Origin of the sequence: Bacillus paramobilis, assembly GCF_038096195.1 — a bacterium.
Classification (GTDB): Bacteria; Bacillota; Bacilli; order Bacillales; family Bacillaceae_G; genus Bacillus_A; species Bacillus_A mobilis.
The window spans coordinates 3,783,507-3,799,697 of record NZ_CP151108.1 but is presented as its reverse complement, the minus strand read 5'-3'; the positions used below and the strand labels follow the sequence as shown (position 1 = coordinate 3,799,697).

The 16,191-nt window shown below is 37.1% G+C and carries 19 protein-coding genes; 18 read left to right on the top strand and 1 reads right to left on the bottom strand.

Translation table 11 applies throughout. The features are described from left to right. Positions 1 to 4 precede the first annotated feature (4 nt). Positions 5 to 1,054: a type 2 isopentenyl-diphosphate Delta-isomerase gene (locus AABL52_RS19375; protein ID WP_341518220.1), complete on the top strand. Its 1,050-nt coding sequence runs from the start codon at positions 5 to 7 to the stop codon at positions 1,052 to 1,054. A 316-nt stretch (positions 1,055 to 1,370) separates the two neighbouring features. Here the strand turns inward: AABL52_RS19375 and AABL52_RS19370 are convergent, their stop codons facing one another. Continuing rightward, on the bottom strand, positions 1,371 to 1,505 hold the full coding sequence (locus tag AABL52_RS19370) for a YpzI family protein (RefSeq protein ID WP_000513900.1): 135 nt from the start codon (positions 1,503 to 1,505) through the stop codon (positions 1,371 to 1,373). A 116-nt stretch (positions 1,506 to 1,621) separates the two neighbouring features. On the opposite strand from AABL52_RS19370, the gene AABL52_RS19365 reads away from it, so the two are divergent. The 17 genes from AABL52_RS19365 to aroB all read left to right on the top strand — a co-directional run bounded on the left by AABL52_RS19365 (position 1,622) and on the right by aroB (position 16,176). Continuing rightward, a complete protein-coding gene (locus tag AABL52_RS19365) occupies positions 1,622 to 2,233 on the top strand; it encodes a YphA family membrane protein (RefSeq protein ID WP_341519738.1) in 612 nt (203 codons plus the stop codon). Then, the gene (locus tag AABL52_RS19360) at positions 2,226 to 3,119 is read left to right on the top strand and encodes a YIEGIA family protein (RefSeq protein ID WP_341518219.1); all 894 of its coding nucleotides are present in this window, start codon (positions 2,226 to 2,228) and stop codon (positions 3,117 to 3,119) included. Before AABL52_RS19365 ends, AABL52_RS19360 begins: the two co-directional genes overlap by 8 nt. Further along, complete coding sequence (locus AABL52_RS19355; RefSeq protein WP_000979054.1) at positions 3,116 to 3,301, top strand: capping complex subunit for YIEGIA; 186 nt, start codon at positions 3,116 to 3,118, stop codon at positions 3,299 to 3,301. Before AABL52_RS19360 ends, AABL52_RS19355 begins: the two co-directional genes overlap by 4 nt. Positions 3,302 to 3,425: 124 nt before the next feature. Beyond that, entirely contained in the window at positions 3,426 to 4,736 is a 1,311-nt protein-coding gene (gene der / locus AABL52_RS19350) for a ribosome biogenesis GTPase Der (RefSeq protein WP_001125888.1), read from the top strand. Positions 4,737 to 4,754: 18 nt separating this feature from the next. Further along, positions 4,755 to 5,777, top strand: a complete 1,023-nt coding sequence (locus tag AABL52_RS19345) for an NAD(P)H-dependent glycerol-3-phosphate dehydrogenase (protein WP_000161774.1) — start codon at positions 4,755 to 4,757, stop codon at positions 5,775 to 5,777. 115 nt (positions 5,778 to 5,892) lie between these two features. After that, entirely contained in the window at positions 5,893 to 6,144 is a 252-nt protein-coding gene (locus AABL52_RS19340; protein WP_000369753.1) for a stage VI sporulation protein F, read from the top strand. Positions 6,145 to 6,412: 268 nt separating this feature from the next. Further along, on the top strand, positions 6,413 to 6,616 hold the full coding sequence (locus AABL52_RS19335) for a DUF2768 domain-containing protein (protein WP_001289002.1): 204 nt from the start codon (positions 6,413 to 6,415) through the stop codon (positions 6,614 to 6,616). A 63-nt stretch (positions 6,617 to 6,679) separates the two neighbouring features. Beyond that, positions 6,680 to 7,393 (top strand): hypothetical protein, encoded by a 714-nt coding sequence (locus tag AABL52_RS19330; RefSeq protein WP_341518218.1) that lies wholly within the window; start codon positions 6,680 to 6,682, stop codon positions 7,391 to 7,393. Between the two features lie 242 nt (positions 7,394 to 7,635). Continuing rightward, positions 7,636 to 9,114: a stage IV sporulation protein A gene (spoIVA, locus tag AABL52_RS19325; RefSeq protein ID WP_000416519.1), complete on the top strand. Its 1,479-nt coding sequence runs from the start codon at positions 7,636 to 7,638 to the stop codon at positions 9,112 to 9,114. Between the two features lie 298 nt (positions 9,115 to 9,412). Next, on the top strand, positions 9,413 to 9,685 hold the full coding sequence (locus AABL52_RS19320) for an HU family DNA-binding protein (protein ID WP_001043860.1): 273 nt from the start codon (positions 9,413 to 9,415) through the stop codon (positions 9,683 to 9,685). A gap of 120 nt (positions 9,686 to 9,805) precedes the next feature. Further along, positions 9,806 to 10,375 carry a GTP cyclohydrolase I FolE gene (gene folE, locus AABL52_RS19315; RefSeq protein WP_001151477.1) on the top strand — a complete coding sequence of 190 codons (570 nt, stop codon included), beginning with the start codon at positions 9,806 to 9,808 and terminating at the stop codon, positions 10,373 to 10,375. Positions 10,376 to 10,587: 212 nt separating this feature from the next. Further along, positions 10,588 to 11,337 carry a heptaprenyl diphosphate synthase component 1 gene (locus AABL52_RS19310; protein ID WP_120449751.1) on the top strand — a complete coding sequence of 250 codons (750 nt, stop codon included), beginning with the start codon at positions 10,588 to 10,590 and terminating at the stop codon, positions 11,335 to 11,337. A gap of 29 nt (positions 11,338 to 11,366) precedes the next feature. Next, on the top strand, positions 11,367 to 12,080 hold the full coding sequence (gene menG / locus AABL52_RS19305; RefSeq protein ID WP_001187661.1) for a 2-heptaprenyl-1,4-naphthoquinone methyltransferase: 714 nt from the start codon (positions 11,367 to 11,369) through the stop codon (positions 12,078 to 12,080). Between the two features lie 31 nt (positions 12,081 to 12,111). After that, on the top strand, positions 12,112 to 13,074 hold the full coding sequence (gene hepT, locus AABL52_RS19300; protein WP_000776085.1) for a heptaprenyl diphosphate synthase component II: 963 nt from the start codon (positions 12,112 to 12,114) through the stop codon (positions 13,072 to 13,074). Between the two features lie 124 nt (positions 13,075 to 13,198). Beyond that, complete coding sequence (gene ndk / locus AABL52_RS19295) at positions 13,199 to 13,645, top strand: nucleoside-diphosphate kinase (RefSeq protein ID WP_000415885.1); 447 nt, start codon at positions 13,199 to 13,201, stop codon at positions 13,643 to 13,645. A gap of 273 nt (positions 13,646 to 13,918) precedes the next feature. Continuing rightward, entirely contained in the window at positions 13,919 to 15,091 is a 1,173-nt protein-coding gene (aroC, locus tag AABL52_RS19290; RefSeq protein ID WP_341518217.1) for a chorismate synthase, read from the top strand. After that, on the top strand, positions 15,091 to 16,176 hold the full coding sequence (aroB, locus tag AABL52_RS19285; protein WP_341518216.1) for a 3-dehydroquinate synthase: 1,086 nt from the start codon (positions 15,091 to 15,093) through the stop codon (positions 16,174 to 16,176). The genes aroC and aroB overlap by 1 nt, the downstream gene beginning before the upstream one ends. Positions 16,177 to 16,191: the final 15 nt, after the last annotated feature.

Below are 16,191 nucleotides of genomic sequence, written 5' to 3'. Positions count from 1 at the left end.
ACAAGTGGTAAGGGCAAAACGTAAATTAGATCATATTGAATATGCTCTTTCTACTGGTCAGTCTCGTACGCATGGCTTTCATGATATTGATTTTGTGCATCAAGGTTTGCCAAATTCAAGTTATGACACAATAACATGTGAAACAAAAATCGGCGAACTTTCACTAAGTTCGCCGATTTTTATCAATGCGATGACTGGTGGTGGAGGAGAGAAAACGTTACATATTAATGAGCAATTAGCATATGTAGCGAAATATCATAATCTTGCTATGGCTGTAGGTTCGCAAATGGCGGCGTTAAAAGATGAAAGTGAGGCTGCTTCTTATAAGATTATCAGAAAAGTAAACCCAAAGGGTATTTTCTTTGCTAATTTAGGTAGTGAGGCAACTATCGAACAGGCAGAGCGTGCCGTTGATATGATTGAAGCGAATGCATTGCAAATTCATTTAAATGTCATACAAGAGTTAACGATGCCAGAAGGAGACCGTGACTTTACTGGTGTACTTCAGCGCATTGAGAAAATTGTTTTAAATAGTAAAGTTCCTGTCATTGTAAAAGAAGTTGGATTTGGGATGAGTAAGGAAACGGTACAACAGTTAGCGAGCGTAGGTGTAACGGCAATTGATATTGGCGGACAAGGTGGTACGAATTTTGCTGCTGTTGAAAATGAAAGAAGTCAGCGAATGCTTTCTTATTTTAATAACTGGGGCATACAAACAGCAACCTCGATTATTGAAGCAACCTCTACAAATAATAACCTCTCTTTTATTGCATCTGGGGGTATACAAACAGCGCTTGACGTAGCGAAAGCAATCGCATTAGGGGCGAATACAACTGCGTTTGCTGGTTACTTTTTACGTATTTTAATGCAAGATGGTATTGAGAAGTTAGTGGATGAAATTGATCTTTTACATACAGATTTGAAATTTATTATGACAGCTCTTGGTGCGAAGACGATAGAAGAGTTACAGGCTGTACCTCTTGTTGTAAAGGGCGAAACATATCATTGGTTAACGCAGCGTGGTATTGATACGACGCATTATAGTAGAAGATAAAAAATCAACCAAACGGTTGATTTTTTTTGTTTTCTGTTCTTTTTAGTAATGTAAAGTGAGGAATGAATTAATATTCTATCAAAATAAAATTATTATTATGTATATAAACATTAGCTTGGGAAAAATACGACTGAAATAGAGGATGAAAAATGTAAAGATTGTACTGATGAATGATTGGGAAGGGTTTAATTTTGCCGAAGAAAATAGGTGAAGGTAAAAAAATCCTAGAAAAATTTATATATGAAATGTTATTTCGATATAAATAAAAATGTAAAAGACGGTTTCGTACAATATCGAAACCGTCTTTTTGTATTCATTAGTGCTGATTCTGCTTGCGAGCTTGCTCTGGTGTATCCAGTCCAGTTGCACCTGGATATTGTAGTGATTGGTCACGGTCAGACTCAACGCGGCGTGATTCTCTTAGTTTTCGTTCTTGACGATCTTTACCCATAATGAATAGCACCTCCTTATTAAAAGTGTTGCTGTTATATGAAAAAACTATGCGCGAAGAAAGTGGATTAACTTTCATAAAAAGTTCCCATAATGGAAAACATAGGAGGTGAAATGATGGAAGGGAGTACTTTTTATTTTATAGCTTGGATAGGGTGGATTGTCGTAACTTTTTTTATGAAAAAGGATTCTATTCGGTGGAAGCTAAGCGCTTGTATATTGATTTTTATTATTTGCTCTCCGTTGCATGTAACGATTGCTGCATTCACTGTATCAGTAAATGCACTTTTGCTTTGTATGGTTGCTTTTATAGGAATCACGCTCTATTCTATTTGGAAAAAATTATATACCTTACTTTCGGCACTTATTATTGCAATGTTATATACAAGTTTTCATTTGTTAGAAGTATATGATCCAATTTGGATTGTGGTGGATAGGTTGTTTTTGTTAAGTAGTGCTCTTGTGTATGCATCGGTTTTATTACACGAAGATCGTATATTACGATTATGTTCTCTTTATGTAGGGATGTTACAGGGAGAATTGTTTGTGACAATTATTTTTCGAAAACTACACTTTCCTTATGATTACGGTAGTTTAGCGTTTTTTGATATCGTCGCCGTTTCTACATTGTTCATGGCAATTTTGTTTTGGATTGCAAAAGCATCAGTATATATGGAACGGTTCAAAGGGAAAACACGTAAAAGAAAGGCGAGGGTAATACATGACTGAATATACACCGGCCATTTTATGCGGCGTAATAGCGGGGACAGTAACGAGAGTGCTAATGCTCAGGACAGATACGCGGCAATATCCGACAAGGCTCCACGGGAAAATTATTCACATTGCGATGGGGTTAATTGCAGCGGCTCTAGGTGCGATTGCGATTCCGTCAATTTTGAAAAAAGATTTTTCTGCTATTACGTTTCTTACGTTGGCAGCAACACAGTTTCGTGATGTGCGTAATATGGAAAGAAATACACTTCAACAATTAGATGGATATGAGCTCGTACCGCGTGGAAATACATACATTGAAGGAATTGCATTAGTTTTTGAAAGTCGCAACTATTTGGCGATGTTAACGTCGTTTGCAACGACGTTTGCGTATATAGGGTTCCGTTCATGGATTGCTGGAGTAATTATGGCTATCATCGCATTTTTTATCGCGAAAACATTAATGTCGGGCAGAAGGTTACATGATCTTGTTGATATCGAGCATGTTCCACTTCGTTTTGAAGGAGCGGGGCTGTATATTGATAATATTTACATTATGAATATTGGATTGCCGGCAAGGCAAGAGGAAATTATGAAATATGGAATGGGCTTTATTTTAAGGCCGAAATCAATTGATGCGATGGTGACCATCTCAAACTTAGGACAACGACAGGCTATTTTACATGATGTTTCTGTCGCTTTAGGGATTTATAGAGATTCTGGTACGCCGGCGCTTGTGCCGTTAGCAAAGCGTGATTTAGAAGATGGTAGGGTTGGAATTTTTGTCTTGCCACAAGATCAAGATGCGGAGAAAGCGATAGGTGTCATAGGGAATGTGCCGACATTAGAAAGTGCTGTTCATATGTCATCGGAAGCCCCGAAAGGAAGGGGAGATAAGGGATGATGTTAGAAAGTGTAATTCTCGCGGTTATTACAACAACGCCGGAGAAATTTGCTGGTGGTGCCCCTTTGTTTACTTGTGAATCGACAGAGGAATTAGAATTTGTTGCAAATAATTTAGAGGCAATTTTAGATGGCATTGCGCATCGCTTACAAGAGAATGTATATATTATTGTGAAACATTAGCAACGTGTGGTATAATGTGAGGTGTTTTGATACGCTGAGAAATATTCTGGAATGCAAATCCCTTCTTGCACAAAGAAGGGTTTTTTACATAATAAACAGAAGCAAGTTGAAAGGATGAAAGTATATGCCGAAACCAGTAATAGCAATAGTAGGCCGCCCGAACGTAGGAAAATCTACTATTTTCAATAGAATTGTTGGAGAAAGAGTTTCAATCGTAGAAGATATACCAGGTATAACACGAGACCGTATTTATAGTGCGGGAGAATGGTTAAATCATGAGTTTAACATTATTGATACAGGTGGAATTGATATTGGAGACGAGCCGTTCTTGACACAAATTCGTCAACAAGCGGAAGTAGCAATTGATGAAGCAGATGTTATCATTTTTATGACGAATGGTCGCGATGGTGTAACTGCAGCAGATGAAGAGGTTGCTAAAATTTTATATCGTTCTAAAAAACCAATTGTACTTGCGGTAAATAAGGTTGATAATCCAGAAATGCGTAGTGATATTTATGATTTTTATGCATTAGGATTTGGCGAGCCATTCCCGATTTCAGGTACACACGGTTTAGGACTTGGTGATTTGTTAGATGAAGCTGCAAATCATTTTCCAAAGATTGAAGAAGAAGCGTATGACGATGAAACAATCCGTTTCTCTTTAATTGGACGTCCAAATGTAGGGAAATCATCACTTGTAAATGCACTTCTTGGTCAAGAACGTGTAATTGTAAGTAATATAGCGGGAACAACACGTGATGCTGTTGATACGCCATATAGTAAAGATGGCCAAGATTATGTAATCATTGATACAGCTGGTATGCGTAAAAAAGGGAAAGTATACGAAAGCACAGAAAAGTATAGTGTACTTCGTGCACTTAGAGCGATTGAACGTTCTGACGTTGTTTTAGTCGTTTTAGACGGAGAAGAAGGAATTATTGAACAGGATAAAAAAATTGCTGGATATGCTCATGATTCAGGACGTGCTGTTATTATCGTCGTAAACAAATGGGATGCAGTGAAAAAAGATGAAAAAACAATGAAAGCATTTGAAGAAAACATCCGTGCTCATTTCCAATTTTTAGAGTACGCACCGATTGTATTCTTATCTGCAAAAACGAAAAAACGTACACAAACATTATTACCAGTTATTAATGAAGTAAATGAAAGCCATAGCATTCGTATTCAAACGAACGTATTAAATGATGTAATTATGGATGCGGTAGCGATGAATCCAACGCCAACTCATAATGGTAGCCGTCTGAAAATCTTCTATGCGACACAGGTTGCGGTAAAACCACCAACATTTGTTATATTTGTAAACGATACAGAGTTAATGCACTTCTCATATGAGCGCTTCTTAAAGAATCGTTTACGTGAAGCGTTCGGTTTTGTAGGAACGCCGATTCACATTATCGCTAGAGCAAGAGACTAATGGAGAGGATGTGATTTTATGACAAAAATCACAGTAGTAGGAGCAGGTAGCTGGGGAACAGCGTTAGCGATGGTATTGGCTGACAATGGACATGATGTACGAATTTGGGGAAATCGATCTGAACTTATGGATGAGATTAATACGAAACATGAGAATAGTCGATACCTTCCAGGAATTACATTGCCAAGCACAATCGTAGCCTACTCTTCTTTAGAAGAAGCATTAGTAGATGTAAATGTAGTACTTCTTGTAGTGCCAACGAAAGCGTACAGAGAAGTATTGCAAGATATGAAGAAATATGTAGCGGGTCCGATTACTTGGGTTCATGCAAGTAAAGGAATTGAACCTGGTACGTCAAAACGTATTTCGGAAGTGATTGAGGAAGAAATTCCAGAGAACTTGATTAAAGACGTTGTTGTGCTGTCTGGACCGAGTCATGCTGAAGAAGTCGGTTTACGTCAAGAGACGACAGTTACGTCTGCAGCAAAGCGTATGGAAGCGGCTGAGGAAGTACAAGACTTGTTTATGAATAGCTACTTCCGTGTATACACAAATCCAGATATCGTTGGAGTTGAGCTTGGTGGTGCTTTAAAAAATATTATCGCCTTAGCTGCTGGGATAACTGATGGTCTTGGATTAGGTGATAATGCGAAAGCGGCATTAATGACACGTGGTTTAACGGAGATTGCTCGTTTAGGCAGAAAAATGGGTGGAAATCCGTTAACGTTTGCTGGTCTAACTGGTATGGGAGACTTAATCGTAACTTGTACAAGTGTTCATAGCCGAAATTGGCGTGCTGGAAATATGCTTGGAAAAGGACACTCTTTAGAAGAAGTGTTAGAAAGCATGGGTATGGTTGTGGAAGGTGTAAGAACAACGAAGGCTGCTCATGAATTAGCGGAGAAAATGGAAGTTGAAATGCCGATTACAGCTGCTTTATATGACGTGCTATTCAATGGGAATAATGTGAAAGATGCAGTAGGCTCATTGATGGGACGTGTTCGAAAACATGAAGTAGAAGCTATACCAGACTTACTTTAAAGAAAAGCGACAGAAGTACATTTGTACTTCTGTCGCTTTTTATTTTTTTGGGTATTTTCACCATTTTTTTATTTTTGCATAGGATGAAGAGTAACTTGAGGAGAGGGTGAAAAGAATGGATAATAACATTTTTAATAACATTGAAAAAGAAGCGAAAGTGAATAAAGAAGATATTTTTAAATTAGCATCATCTGTACAAAATGCGAATTTACGTGATGAGACTGTGCTTCGTCAATTGATTCATCAAGTGGCTCTTATGGCAGGACGTGAAGTGCCGAAAGAACAAGAGGATCAAATTGTAAAAGCGATTATTAACAATAATATGCCCGCTGATTTTGGTTCGTTAAGTAAAATGTTTAAAAAATAAAATATATGAGAAACAAAGAGTTTGTAGATTGCATATGATAGCCATGAAAGTATGGGAATAGAGCTGTTTTGGGCATATTTGGTCAACCGAAGCGAGAGATACACTCGCTTCGGTTTTATTTTTATCTAGATTAGTGGAAGATGCGAAAAAACCTGTTGATTAAAGTTATATATTCGTAATTTGTAGTAAAATATTCTTTTTGTATTTGTTTAAAGATTTTAATTTGTTAAAATAGTATAAAAATAGATTAATAAAAAGGGGTGTGTATATGTCAGAAGGGCTTTTAAAAATGTGGTTTGCTTTAGGGGCAATTGGATTTATGTTTTTTGCAGTAAGCTTTATTTTACTAAGTAGATACAAAATAAAGAATAAATTTTTGAAAGGGATTACAGCATTAGTAGCGTACACCCTTATGATTGTGTCAGGAATTGTTATTTTTCTTGTTGTATTTAGTGGACCTGTACAGCAGTAAAGGGGATGGTCCGAAAATGTTACATACGGAGCAAGTCATATTAGTATGAAAAGGTGATCGCTAGTGAAAAAAGTCCATATTATTTTAATATTTTGTTGTATGAGCCTTTTAACGGGGTGTTTGTATCCGAAAGAAAATATGAGACAAAATGCTGTTCCTTATGAAGATCAGCTACAGGTTGTTCAAAAGGCTGTAGCGACATTTAAGGAGCAAAATGATGGGATATTGCCAATTAAGACGCGGGATATGAATACGCCTATTTATCAAAAGTATCCAATCGATTTTCAAAAGATTGCTCCGCGTTACATACAAGAAGCGCCAGGAAATGCGTATGAAAGCGGAGGGGTGTACCAATACGTATTAATAGACGTTGAAACAAATCCGACAGTAAAGTTAATTGATGTTAGGATGGCTGAACAAATTCAGGAATTATCATTAAAGCTTAGGATGTATCGGGATGAACATCAATACCCACCTTTTAAAAAGGTAATTTCAGATGGTGTGTATGAATTAGATTTCAAAAAACTAGGATATAAAGATGTACCGCAAGTGACAAGTCCGTATTCTGGTAAAGGGCTTCCTTTTGTAATCAATGAAAAGGGAGAAATTTATGTTGATTATCGAATCGACTTATATGAAGTGTTGAAAAAAAATGAAGGACAATTTAAGGAGGGGGAAGATATTCGGAATATACTTTCGAAAGATTCTCCATTTGTACCTGCGTATTCTTTACCGTATACGGTAAAGAATGGAGAACCAATTTTTTTAAAATCATAAGTCATGAACCTTTCTTTTAGTGAATAAGTTCTAGAAGAAAGGTTTTTTATGTTACACAACTTACGATGCAAACAAAAGGTATTTTTTAATAGTCATATGAAATTGGACAAAATTATATGATATATTGTCCGAACTTCTAGAATACCATTATATTATATCAGATATTATAGGCAACATTAGAGAAGGTATTAGTTGACTATAAACGTGGAATTATTCCCAAAAATATTGAGGGAGGGAATCACTTGGAAAAGGTAGATATTTTTAAAGATATTGCGGAACGCACAGGCGGTGATATTTATTTTGGAGTTGTAGGAGCTGTTCGAACAGGGAAATCAACATTCATTAAAAAATTTATGGAACTTGTAGTTATTCCTAATATTGAGAATGAGTCTGACCGTCAAAGGGCGCAGGATGAACTGCCTCAAAGTGCTGCTGGTCGTACAATCATGACGACGGAACCGAAGTTTGTTCCAAACCAAGCGGTTTCTATCGAAGTAGATGAAGGTCTTGAAGTGAATATTCGATTGGTAGATTGCGTTGGATATACGGTTCCAGGAGCAAAAGGCTATGAAGATGAGAATGGCCCACGCATGATTAATACTCCTTGGTATGAAGAACCTATTCCATTCCATGAAGCGGCAGAAATCGGAACACGCAAAGTAATTCAAGAACATTCCACAATCGGTGTTGTAATTACAACAGATGGAACGATTGGTGAAATCCCAAGAAGAGATTATATAGAGGCAGAAGAACGCGTAGTAAATGAGTTAAAAGAAGTCGGAAAACCTTTCATTATGATCATCAACACTGTACAGCCGTATCATCCAGATACAGAGCAATTGCGCCAAAGTTTATCTGAAGAATATGATATCCCAGTCATTGCGATGAGTGTAGAGAGTTTAAGGGAAACAGATGTGTACAATGTGCTTCGAGAAGCGTTATTTGAGTTCCCGGTTTTAGAAGTGAATGTTAACCTTCCGAGCTGGGTGATGGTGTTAAATGAAGGGCATTGGTTACGCCAAAGCTATCAAGAAGCTGTTCAAGAGACTGTAAAGGATATAAAACGCCTTCGTGATGTGGACCGCGTAGTTTGGCAGTTTAGTCAGTATGAATTTATTGATCGAGCGAGCCTAGCTGGCATTGATATGGGGCAAGGCGTAGCAGAGATTGATTTATATGCACCAGATGAATTATATGATCAAATTTTAAAAGAAGTAGTAGGAGTGGAAATTAGAGGGAAAGACCATTTATTGAAGCTTATGCTCGATTTATCTCATGCAAAAATAGAATACGATCAAGTGGCGGATGCCCTGCGTATGGTAAAGCAAACAGGATATGGTGTAGCAGCGCCTGCGCTAGCTGACATGAGCTTAGATGAGCCAGAAATTATTCGTCACGGTTCAAGGTTTGGTGTGAAATTAAAAGCTGTAGCTCCATCTATTCATATGATTAAAGTAGATGTGGAGTCAACGTTTGAGCCAATCATTGGTACTGAAAAGCAAAGTGAAGAATTAGTTCGTTACTTAATGCAGGATTTTGAAGATGACCCATTATCAATTTGGAATTCTGATATATTCGGACGTTCGCTTAGCTCTATTGTTCGAGAAGGCATACAAGCGAAACTATCTTTAATGCCAGAAAATGCGAGATATAAATTAAAAGAAACGCTAGAAAGAATTATTAACGAAGGATCTGGCGGATTAATTGCGATTATATTATAAGAAAAAATCCCTCTCATCGCAGAGGGATTTTTTTAATTTTCGCGTATATAATAGAAAAATAAACAGTCATTATCTAATATAATGTTGTAAATTGTCAAGTTTCATCAGATTTTCACATTTTAAGAGTAACAATTTCCTTAAAAATATTGAATTATAAAGGAGAATCGTATAATATAGGCGTTGATAATGATTTATCTACATCTTTGTAGTATAGAATTTGCAAAAATTGCCTACAAATGAAAGTAAGACTCATTTTATGATCATTATACAGTCTTATCTTTGGGAGGAGGTGAATGGCATGAACAAGACAGATTTAATCAATGCTGTTGCAGAAGCAAGTTCCCTTTCTAAAAAGGACGCAACAAAAGCAGTAGACGCTGTTTTTGATTCTATCTTAGAAGCTTTAAAACAAGGTGATAAAGTACAACTGATCGGATTCGGTAACTTCGAAGTTCGTGAGCGTGCGGCTCGTAAAGGTCGTAACCCACAAACAGGTGAGGAGATTGAAATCGCTGCAAGTAAAGTACCTGCATTCAAACCTGGTAAAGCGTTAAAAGATGCGGTTAAATAATCCTTACATATTAACAGGGAAGAAGAGTTTCCTTTTTGGAAACTCTTCTTTTTGCTTTTAAAAACATAAATATGCTAGAATGTGTTCGTATCACTTTTAGGTTTTCGGGAGGGCTAGCGGATGGCAAAAGTTAATTTAGAACAAATTGAACATGCAGTACGCCTTATTTTAGAGGCAATCGGAGATGACCCAAATCGTGAGGGAGTACTTGATACACCAAAGCGTGTTGCAAAAATGTACGCAGAAGTGTTCGCGGGTATGCATGAAGATCCGAAAGAACATTTGCATAAAGTGTTCGGAGAAGATCACGAGGAGCTTGTACTAGTAAAAGATATACCGTTTTATTCGATGTGTGAGCATCATTTAGTTCCATTCTATGGAGTTGCTCACGTTGCATATATTCCGCAAGGCGGAAAAGTGACAGGGTTAAGTAAATTAGCTCGAACTGTAGATACAATTGCACGTCGTCCACAACTGCAAGAACGTATTACATCAACAGTAGCGAACTCTATTATGGAAGTACTAGAGCCGCATGGTGTAATGGTAGTAGTAGAAGCGGAACATATGTGCATGACGATGCGCGGTGTGAAGAAGCCAGGCGCGAAAACAGTAACAACAGCAGTGCGTGGTGTGCTAGAAAATGATGCTGCAGCGCGTAGTGAAATTTTATCTTTTATTAAATCGAAGTAAAGAAAAGTAGGAAACTGCTTTTCTTTTTTTTTTATGTAAATAAATGATATAGTTTTAGCAAGGCAGAGTGAGAATAGAAAGACTACTAAAAAGAATGGAAGATGTTATTTCGTTCGGTGGAAGTTTGGAAAGAGTAGCCAAGTTTTGGTTATAGAAAATAGTATGTATGTGTTATAATAAGTTTTATGAATTAGAAAACAAGGGTGATTTTTGTGTGTGACATCTACGGAGGGTATGCGGGTATAAGAGAGAAATTGATGGAGAAATTACGCCATCCTTATTTTATAAACTATATTGAAGAACCATTTATTGATGAAGAGAAAATAGCATTGTTATATGGTGCTTTAAAAAGTGCAAATTTACATATAGAACAAATTGAGCATTATGTAGTAACGATTATGCTTGTGCAAATTGCGCTTGATACACATGAAAGAGTATCAAATAAAGCAGGGGAAGAAGCAAATGAATCGCATAAACGTCGTCAGCTAACAGTACTTGCTGGTGATTACTATAGCGGGTTATATTATTACTTATTGTCTATGAATCGTGATATTGTTTTAATTCGTGCGCTTGCTGAAGGAATTAAAGAAATTAATGAACACAAAATAATGTTATATCAAAAAGCGCATGAAACGATGGATGACATAATGGAAAGTGTAGTTGCGATTGAGTCTGCACTTTTGCAAAAAACATGTGATCATTTTCATTTATCGCATTGGAAGCCATTTATAACGTATGTACTAGGAAAAAACCGTCTTCAAAAAGAATGTGAACTGCATGCTGAAAAACAACATTCACCTGTTTTTCAAGCTGTTCAAGGGATTATGAAGGATCAAGCGGAGGTAGAAACAGTTATTAATGGATGGATGATGGAACTCAGAAAGAAAGAAAATCAATTTTTGGAAAACCACACAGATATAAGCGAAATAAACTCTGTGTTAAGAGATAAATCGAAGACATAAGCAATTTTACATTGGAAGAAGGTACGAGCATGCAACAATCAAAAGAAGAAAGAGTACATGATGTATTTGAGAAAATCTCTGATAAATACGATGTGATGAATTCTGTAATTAGTTTTCAAAGACATAAAGCGTGGCGTAAAGAGACGATGCGCATTATGGATGTAAAACCAGGTAACAAGGCACTTGATGTTTGCTGCGGGACAGCGGACTGGACAATTGCGCTAGCTGGAGCAGTAGGTGAACAGGGCAAGGTTGTTGGTTTAGACTTCAGTGAAAATATGTTATCTGTCGGTAAACAAAAGGTCGAGGCGTTACAATTAAAACAAGTAGAACTACTTCACGGGAATGCAATGGAACTTCCATTTGAAGATAACACATTTGATTATGTAACGATTGGATTTGGTTTGCGTAACGTACCGGATTATATGCACGTATTAAAAGAAATGACGCGTGTAGTAAAACCAGGTGGAAAAGTAATTTGTTTAGAAACATCTCAACCAACAATGATTGGTTTTCGACAAGGATATATTTTATACTTTAAATATATCATGCCGTTATTTGGAAAGTTATTTGCGAAAAGTTATAAAGAATATTCATGGCTGCAAGAATCTGCTAGTACATTCCCAGGTATGAAAGAATTGGCTAATATGTTTGAAAAAGCTGGACTTGAACGTGTACAAGTGAAGCCGTTTACTTTTGGGGTAGCAGCGATGCATTTAGGTATGAAACCAGAATCAAAATAGAAAAAAGAAGTTTTAGGTTAAGGTGAACAATATGAAGTTACAACTTATGTACTCTTTTTTACGATCGGATATTAATGTAATAGAAAAAGAATTAAAAAAGACAGTTGCTTCTGAACAGCCATTAGTAGAAGAGGCGGCATTACAACTTATTGAAGCTGGTGGGAAGCGAATTCGTCCTGTATTTGTGTTGCTTGCGGGAAAGTTTGGAGACTATAAGTTAGATGCAATTAAGCATGTAGCTGTTGCATTAGAACTTATTCATATGGCTTCTCTTGTTCATGATGATGTTATTGATGCTGCTTTTTTACGACGTGGTAGTGCGACTGTGAATGCGAAATGGGGAGATCGTATTGCAATGTATACAGGGGACTATTTATTTGCTAAGTCTCTTGAATGTATAACAAATATCGAAATTCCAGAGGCGCATCAGGCGCTATCGCATACCATTTTAGAAGTATGTAAAGGTGAAATAGAACAAATTAAAGATAAATATAACTATGATCAAAATTTAAGAACGTATTTAAGAAGAATAAAGCGAAAAACAGCGTTATTAATTGCTGCGAGTTGCCAACTAGGAGCAATTGCTGCTGGCGCTAATCGTGATACGGTAAGTCGTCTGTTTTGGTACGGATATTTCGTAGGGATGTCGTATCAAATTATTGATGACATTTTAGATTTCGTTTCCACAGAAGAGAAACTGGGCAAACCTGCTGGTGGTGATTTGTTACAAGGAAATATTACGCTTCCTGCTCTATACGCTATGGAAGATCCGATACTTCGCAAAAAAATTACATCTGTACATGAAAATACAACAGCGGATGAAATGAAAGAAATTATTGAGGCTGTAAAGAATAGTGCCGCTATTGATAAAGCATTTGCATTTAGTGAACGTTATTTACATAAAGCATTAGAAATTATAAAACCACTTCCACGTGGACAAGCGAAGTATGCATTACAAAATGTAGCAAAGTATATTGGAAAACGAAAATTTTAGTGTTTTTTCTAAAAAATAAAATAATCTCTCTATTTCAAAACTATTGCACAATTGTGATAAGGGTGTTAATATGTGTGTGGGGATATACAATTACATACATAATTCAGAAGTGGAGAGATTTTTTATGGAAAAAACATTTCTAATGGTAAAACCAGACGGTGTACAACGTGCCTTCATTGGGGAAATCGTAGCTCGTTTTGAGAAGAAGGGCTTTCAATTAGTTGGTGCAAAATTAATGCAAGTAACTCCGGAAATTGCTGGACAACACTATGCTGAGCACACAGAAAAACCTTTCTTTGGTGAATTAGTAGACTTTATTACATCTGGCCCTGTATTCGCAATGGTATGGCAAGGTGAAGGTGTAGTAGATACAGCTCGTAACATGATGGGTAAAACAAGACCACATGAAGCAGCTCCTGGAACAATTCGTGGAGATTTCGGTGTAACTGTTGCGAAAAACATTATCCATGGTTCTGATTCGTTAGAAAGTGCAGAGCGCGAGATTGCTATTTTCTTTAAAGAAGAAGAATTAGTTGACTACTCAAAATTAATGAATGAATGGATTTACTAATTATTTTGAAATAATTTGTAAACGCTTTAATAACTGTGATAATAGTAGAAAGTGCAAGGAGAATAGGGGTATTCTTCTTGCACTTTTTTTATTTCATTTAGTTACGAATTTAGAGCGGTTATGATATATTGATATGTAAAGTAAAAGGCCTATCGGAGAATAAACGAATGGCTGATGTATTATATAATTTCTTTCATATTTTTAGAGTAATGAAGGATAATATCATTGCTTAATATAGCGGGATAAATACATATACGAAAAGAGGAATAACGTATGCGATATATTACAGCTGGTGAATCTCATGGTCCACAACTTACAACGATTATAGAAGGTGTACCAGCAGGTCTACCTTTAGTAGCAGATGATATAAATGAAGAGTTAGCTAGAAGGCAAAAGGGATATGGGCGTGGTAGACGCATGCAAATTGAAACAGATCAAGTGCAAATTGTAAGTGGTGTTAGACATGGAGAGACATTAGGTTCTCCAATTGCACTTGTTGTTGAAAATCGTGATTTTGCACATTGGACAAAAATTATGGGCGCAGAGCCTTTAACGGAACAAGAAGAAAAAGAAATGAAAAGAAAAGTAACAAAGCCAAGACCTGGACATGCTGATTTAAATGGTGCGATTAAATATGGACATAGAGACATGAGAAATGTACTGGAACGTTCTTCAGCGCGCGAAACGACAGTGCGTGTTGCTGCTGGTGCGGTTGCTAAAAAAGTGTTAGCAGAACTTGGTATTACAGTGGCGGGCCATGTGATTGAAATTGGCGGTGTACAGGCTAAGGAAATGATGTATCGTTCAATTGAAGAATTAAAAAGTATTACAGAAGCATCACCTGTACGTTGCTTAGATGAAGAAGCTGGTAACCAAATGATGAAAGCAATTGATGATGCGAAAGCAAATGGTGATTCAATCGGTGGAACGGTTGAAGTGATTGTAGAAGGAATGCCAATTGGGGTTGGTAGCTATGTGCATTATGACCGAAAACTGGATGCAAAATTAGCAGCCGCAATTATGAGCATTAATGCGTTTAAAGGTGTCGAGATTGGAATTGGTTTTGAAGCAGCGCATAGACCGGGAAGTGAAGTTCATGATGAAATTCTGTGGAATGAAGAGCATGGATATACACGAAGAACAAATAATGCAGGTGGATTAGAAGGCGGTATGACAACTGGAATGCCAATTGTTGTGCGCGGTGTGATGAAACCGATACCTACACTATATAAACCTCTTCAAAGTGTAGATATTGATACGAAAGAGCCTTTTACAGCGAGTATTGAACGTTCTGACAGTTGCGCTGTTCCAGCAGCTAGTGTCGTTGCAGAAGCGGTTGTGGCTTGGGAGTTAGCGACAGCTTTAATAGAACAATTCGGATTAGATCGTATGGACCTTATTCGTGAAAATATTGAGAAACATAATGAATATGCGAGGGGATTTTAATGGGAAACATACATATTCAAACGAAATCAAAAGAATATGATGTACACGTAGGAAAAGAATCATTGTCACATTTGAAAACAATCGTTCAAAATATGCAGCCATCTGTATCAAACGTTATGATCATTTCAGATGAAGCTGTTGCATCTTTCCATTTACAGACAGTTGTAGATGCATTGAAAATAGAGCAAAACGTATTTTCATTCGTTGTACCGAGTGGCGAGAAAGAGAAGTCTTTTGAAAACTTCTATGCGGCTCATACGTCAGCTCTTGAAAATAAATTAGATAGAAATTCTTTAATTATTGCACTTGGAGGCGGGATGATTGGAGATTTAGCTGGCTTTGTTGCTGCGTCGTTTATGCGTGGAATTCGCTTTATTCAAGTTCCAACAACTTTATTAGCTCATGATAGCGCAGTAGGTGGGAAAGTAGCGATCAATCATCCGTTAGGTAAAAATATGATCGGTGCATTCCATCAACCAGAAGCAGTTGTATATCATACGCCGTTTTTACAGTCTCTTCCTGAAAAAGAGTGGCGTTCAGGTTATGCAGAAGTGATAAAACATTCTCTTATTGGTGATGTAAATCTGTATCATTGGCTAAAAGAAGAAGTGCAAACATTAGCAGACCTTCGTGATGAAAAGTTAATCCATATATTAACGAAGGCGATTCCTGTAAAGGCGAATATTGTAGCTCAAGATGAAACAGAAAAAGGTGTACGTGCTCATTTGAACTTTGGACATACGTTAGGCCATGCTCTTGAAAAAGAGCTAGGATATGGAAATATTACTCATGGTGACGGAGTAGCGGTTGGAATGTTATTTGCCTTGTTTTTAAGTGAGCAAGTGTACAAGGTTGATCTTTCCTATGAAGAGATGAAGCAGTGGTTCTTAAAGTACGGCTATCCAAAAATACCAAGTGATTTGAATGTAGAGCGCCTCGTCCAGCTGATGAAACAAGATAAGAAAGCGAATGCTGGAGCAATTCATATGGTGCTAATGCAGGAATATGGGGTAGTGAATGTCGTATCTATTCCAGATGAGACTGTTCATATTGCGTTAGAGGCATTTCAAAAGGATATGGCTTAAGAAGTGTGAAGTGCT

Coding starts and splice junctions, on each gene's coding strand:
- AABL52_RS19360 (WP_341518219.1), top strand. CDS start 2,226: ATGACTGAATATACACCGGCCATTTTATGCGGCGTAATAGCGGGGACA.
- AABL52_RS19340 (WP_000369753.1), top strand. CDS start 5,893: ATGGATAATAACATTTTTAATAACATTGAAAAAGAAGCGAAAGTGAAT.
- AABL52_RS19345 (WP_000161774.1), top strand. CDS start 4,755: ATGACAAAAATCACAGTAGTAGGAGCAGGTAGCTGGGGAACAGCGTTA.
- folE (WP_001151477.1), top strand. CDS start 9,806: ATGGCAAAAGTTAATTTAGAACAAATTGAACATGCAGTACGCCTTATT.
- aroC (WP_341518217.1), top strand. CDS start 13,919: ATGCGATATATTACAGCTGGTGAATCTCATGGTCCACAACTTACAACG.
- AABL52_RS19335 (WP_001289002.1), top strand. CDS start 6,413: ATGTCAGAAGGGCTTTTAAAAATGTGGTTTGCTTTAGGGGCAATTGGA.
- aroB (WP_341518216.1), top strand. CDS start 15,091: ATGGGAAACATACATATTCAAACGAAATCAAAAGAATATGATGTACAC.
- AABL52_RS19365 (WP_341519738.1), top strand. CDS start 1,622: ATGGAAGGGAGTACTTTTTATTTTATAGCTTGGATAGGGTGGATTGTC.
- AABL52_RS19370 (WP_000513900.1), bottom strand. CDS start 1,505: ATGGGTAAAGATCGTCAAGAACGAAAACTAAGAGAATCACGCCGCGTT.
- hepT (WP_000776085.1), top strand. CDS start 12,112: ATGAAGTTACAACTTATGTACTCTTTTTTACGATCGGATATTAATGTA.
- menG (WP_001187661.1), top strand. CDS start 11,367: ATGCAACAATCAAAAGAAGAAAGAGTACATGATGTATTTGAGAAAATC.
- AABL52_RS19320 (WP_001043860.1), top strand. CDS start 9,413: ATGAACAAGACAGATTTAATCAATGCTGTTGCAGAAGCAAGTTCCCTT.
- der (WP_001125888.1), top strand. CDS start 3,426: ATGCCGAAACCAGTAATAGCAATAGTAGGCCGCCCGAACGTAGGAAAA.
- ndk (WP_000415885.1), top strand. CDS start 13,199: ATGGAAAAAACATTTCTAATGGTAAAACCAGACGGTGTACAACGTGCC.
- AABL52_RS19355 (WP_000979054.1), top strand. CDS start 3,116: ATGATGTTAGAAAGTGTAATTCTCGCGGTTATTACAACAACGCCGGAG.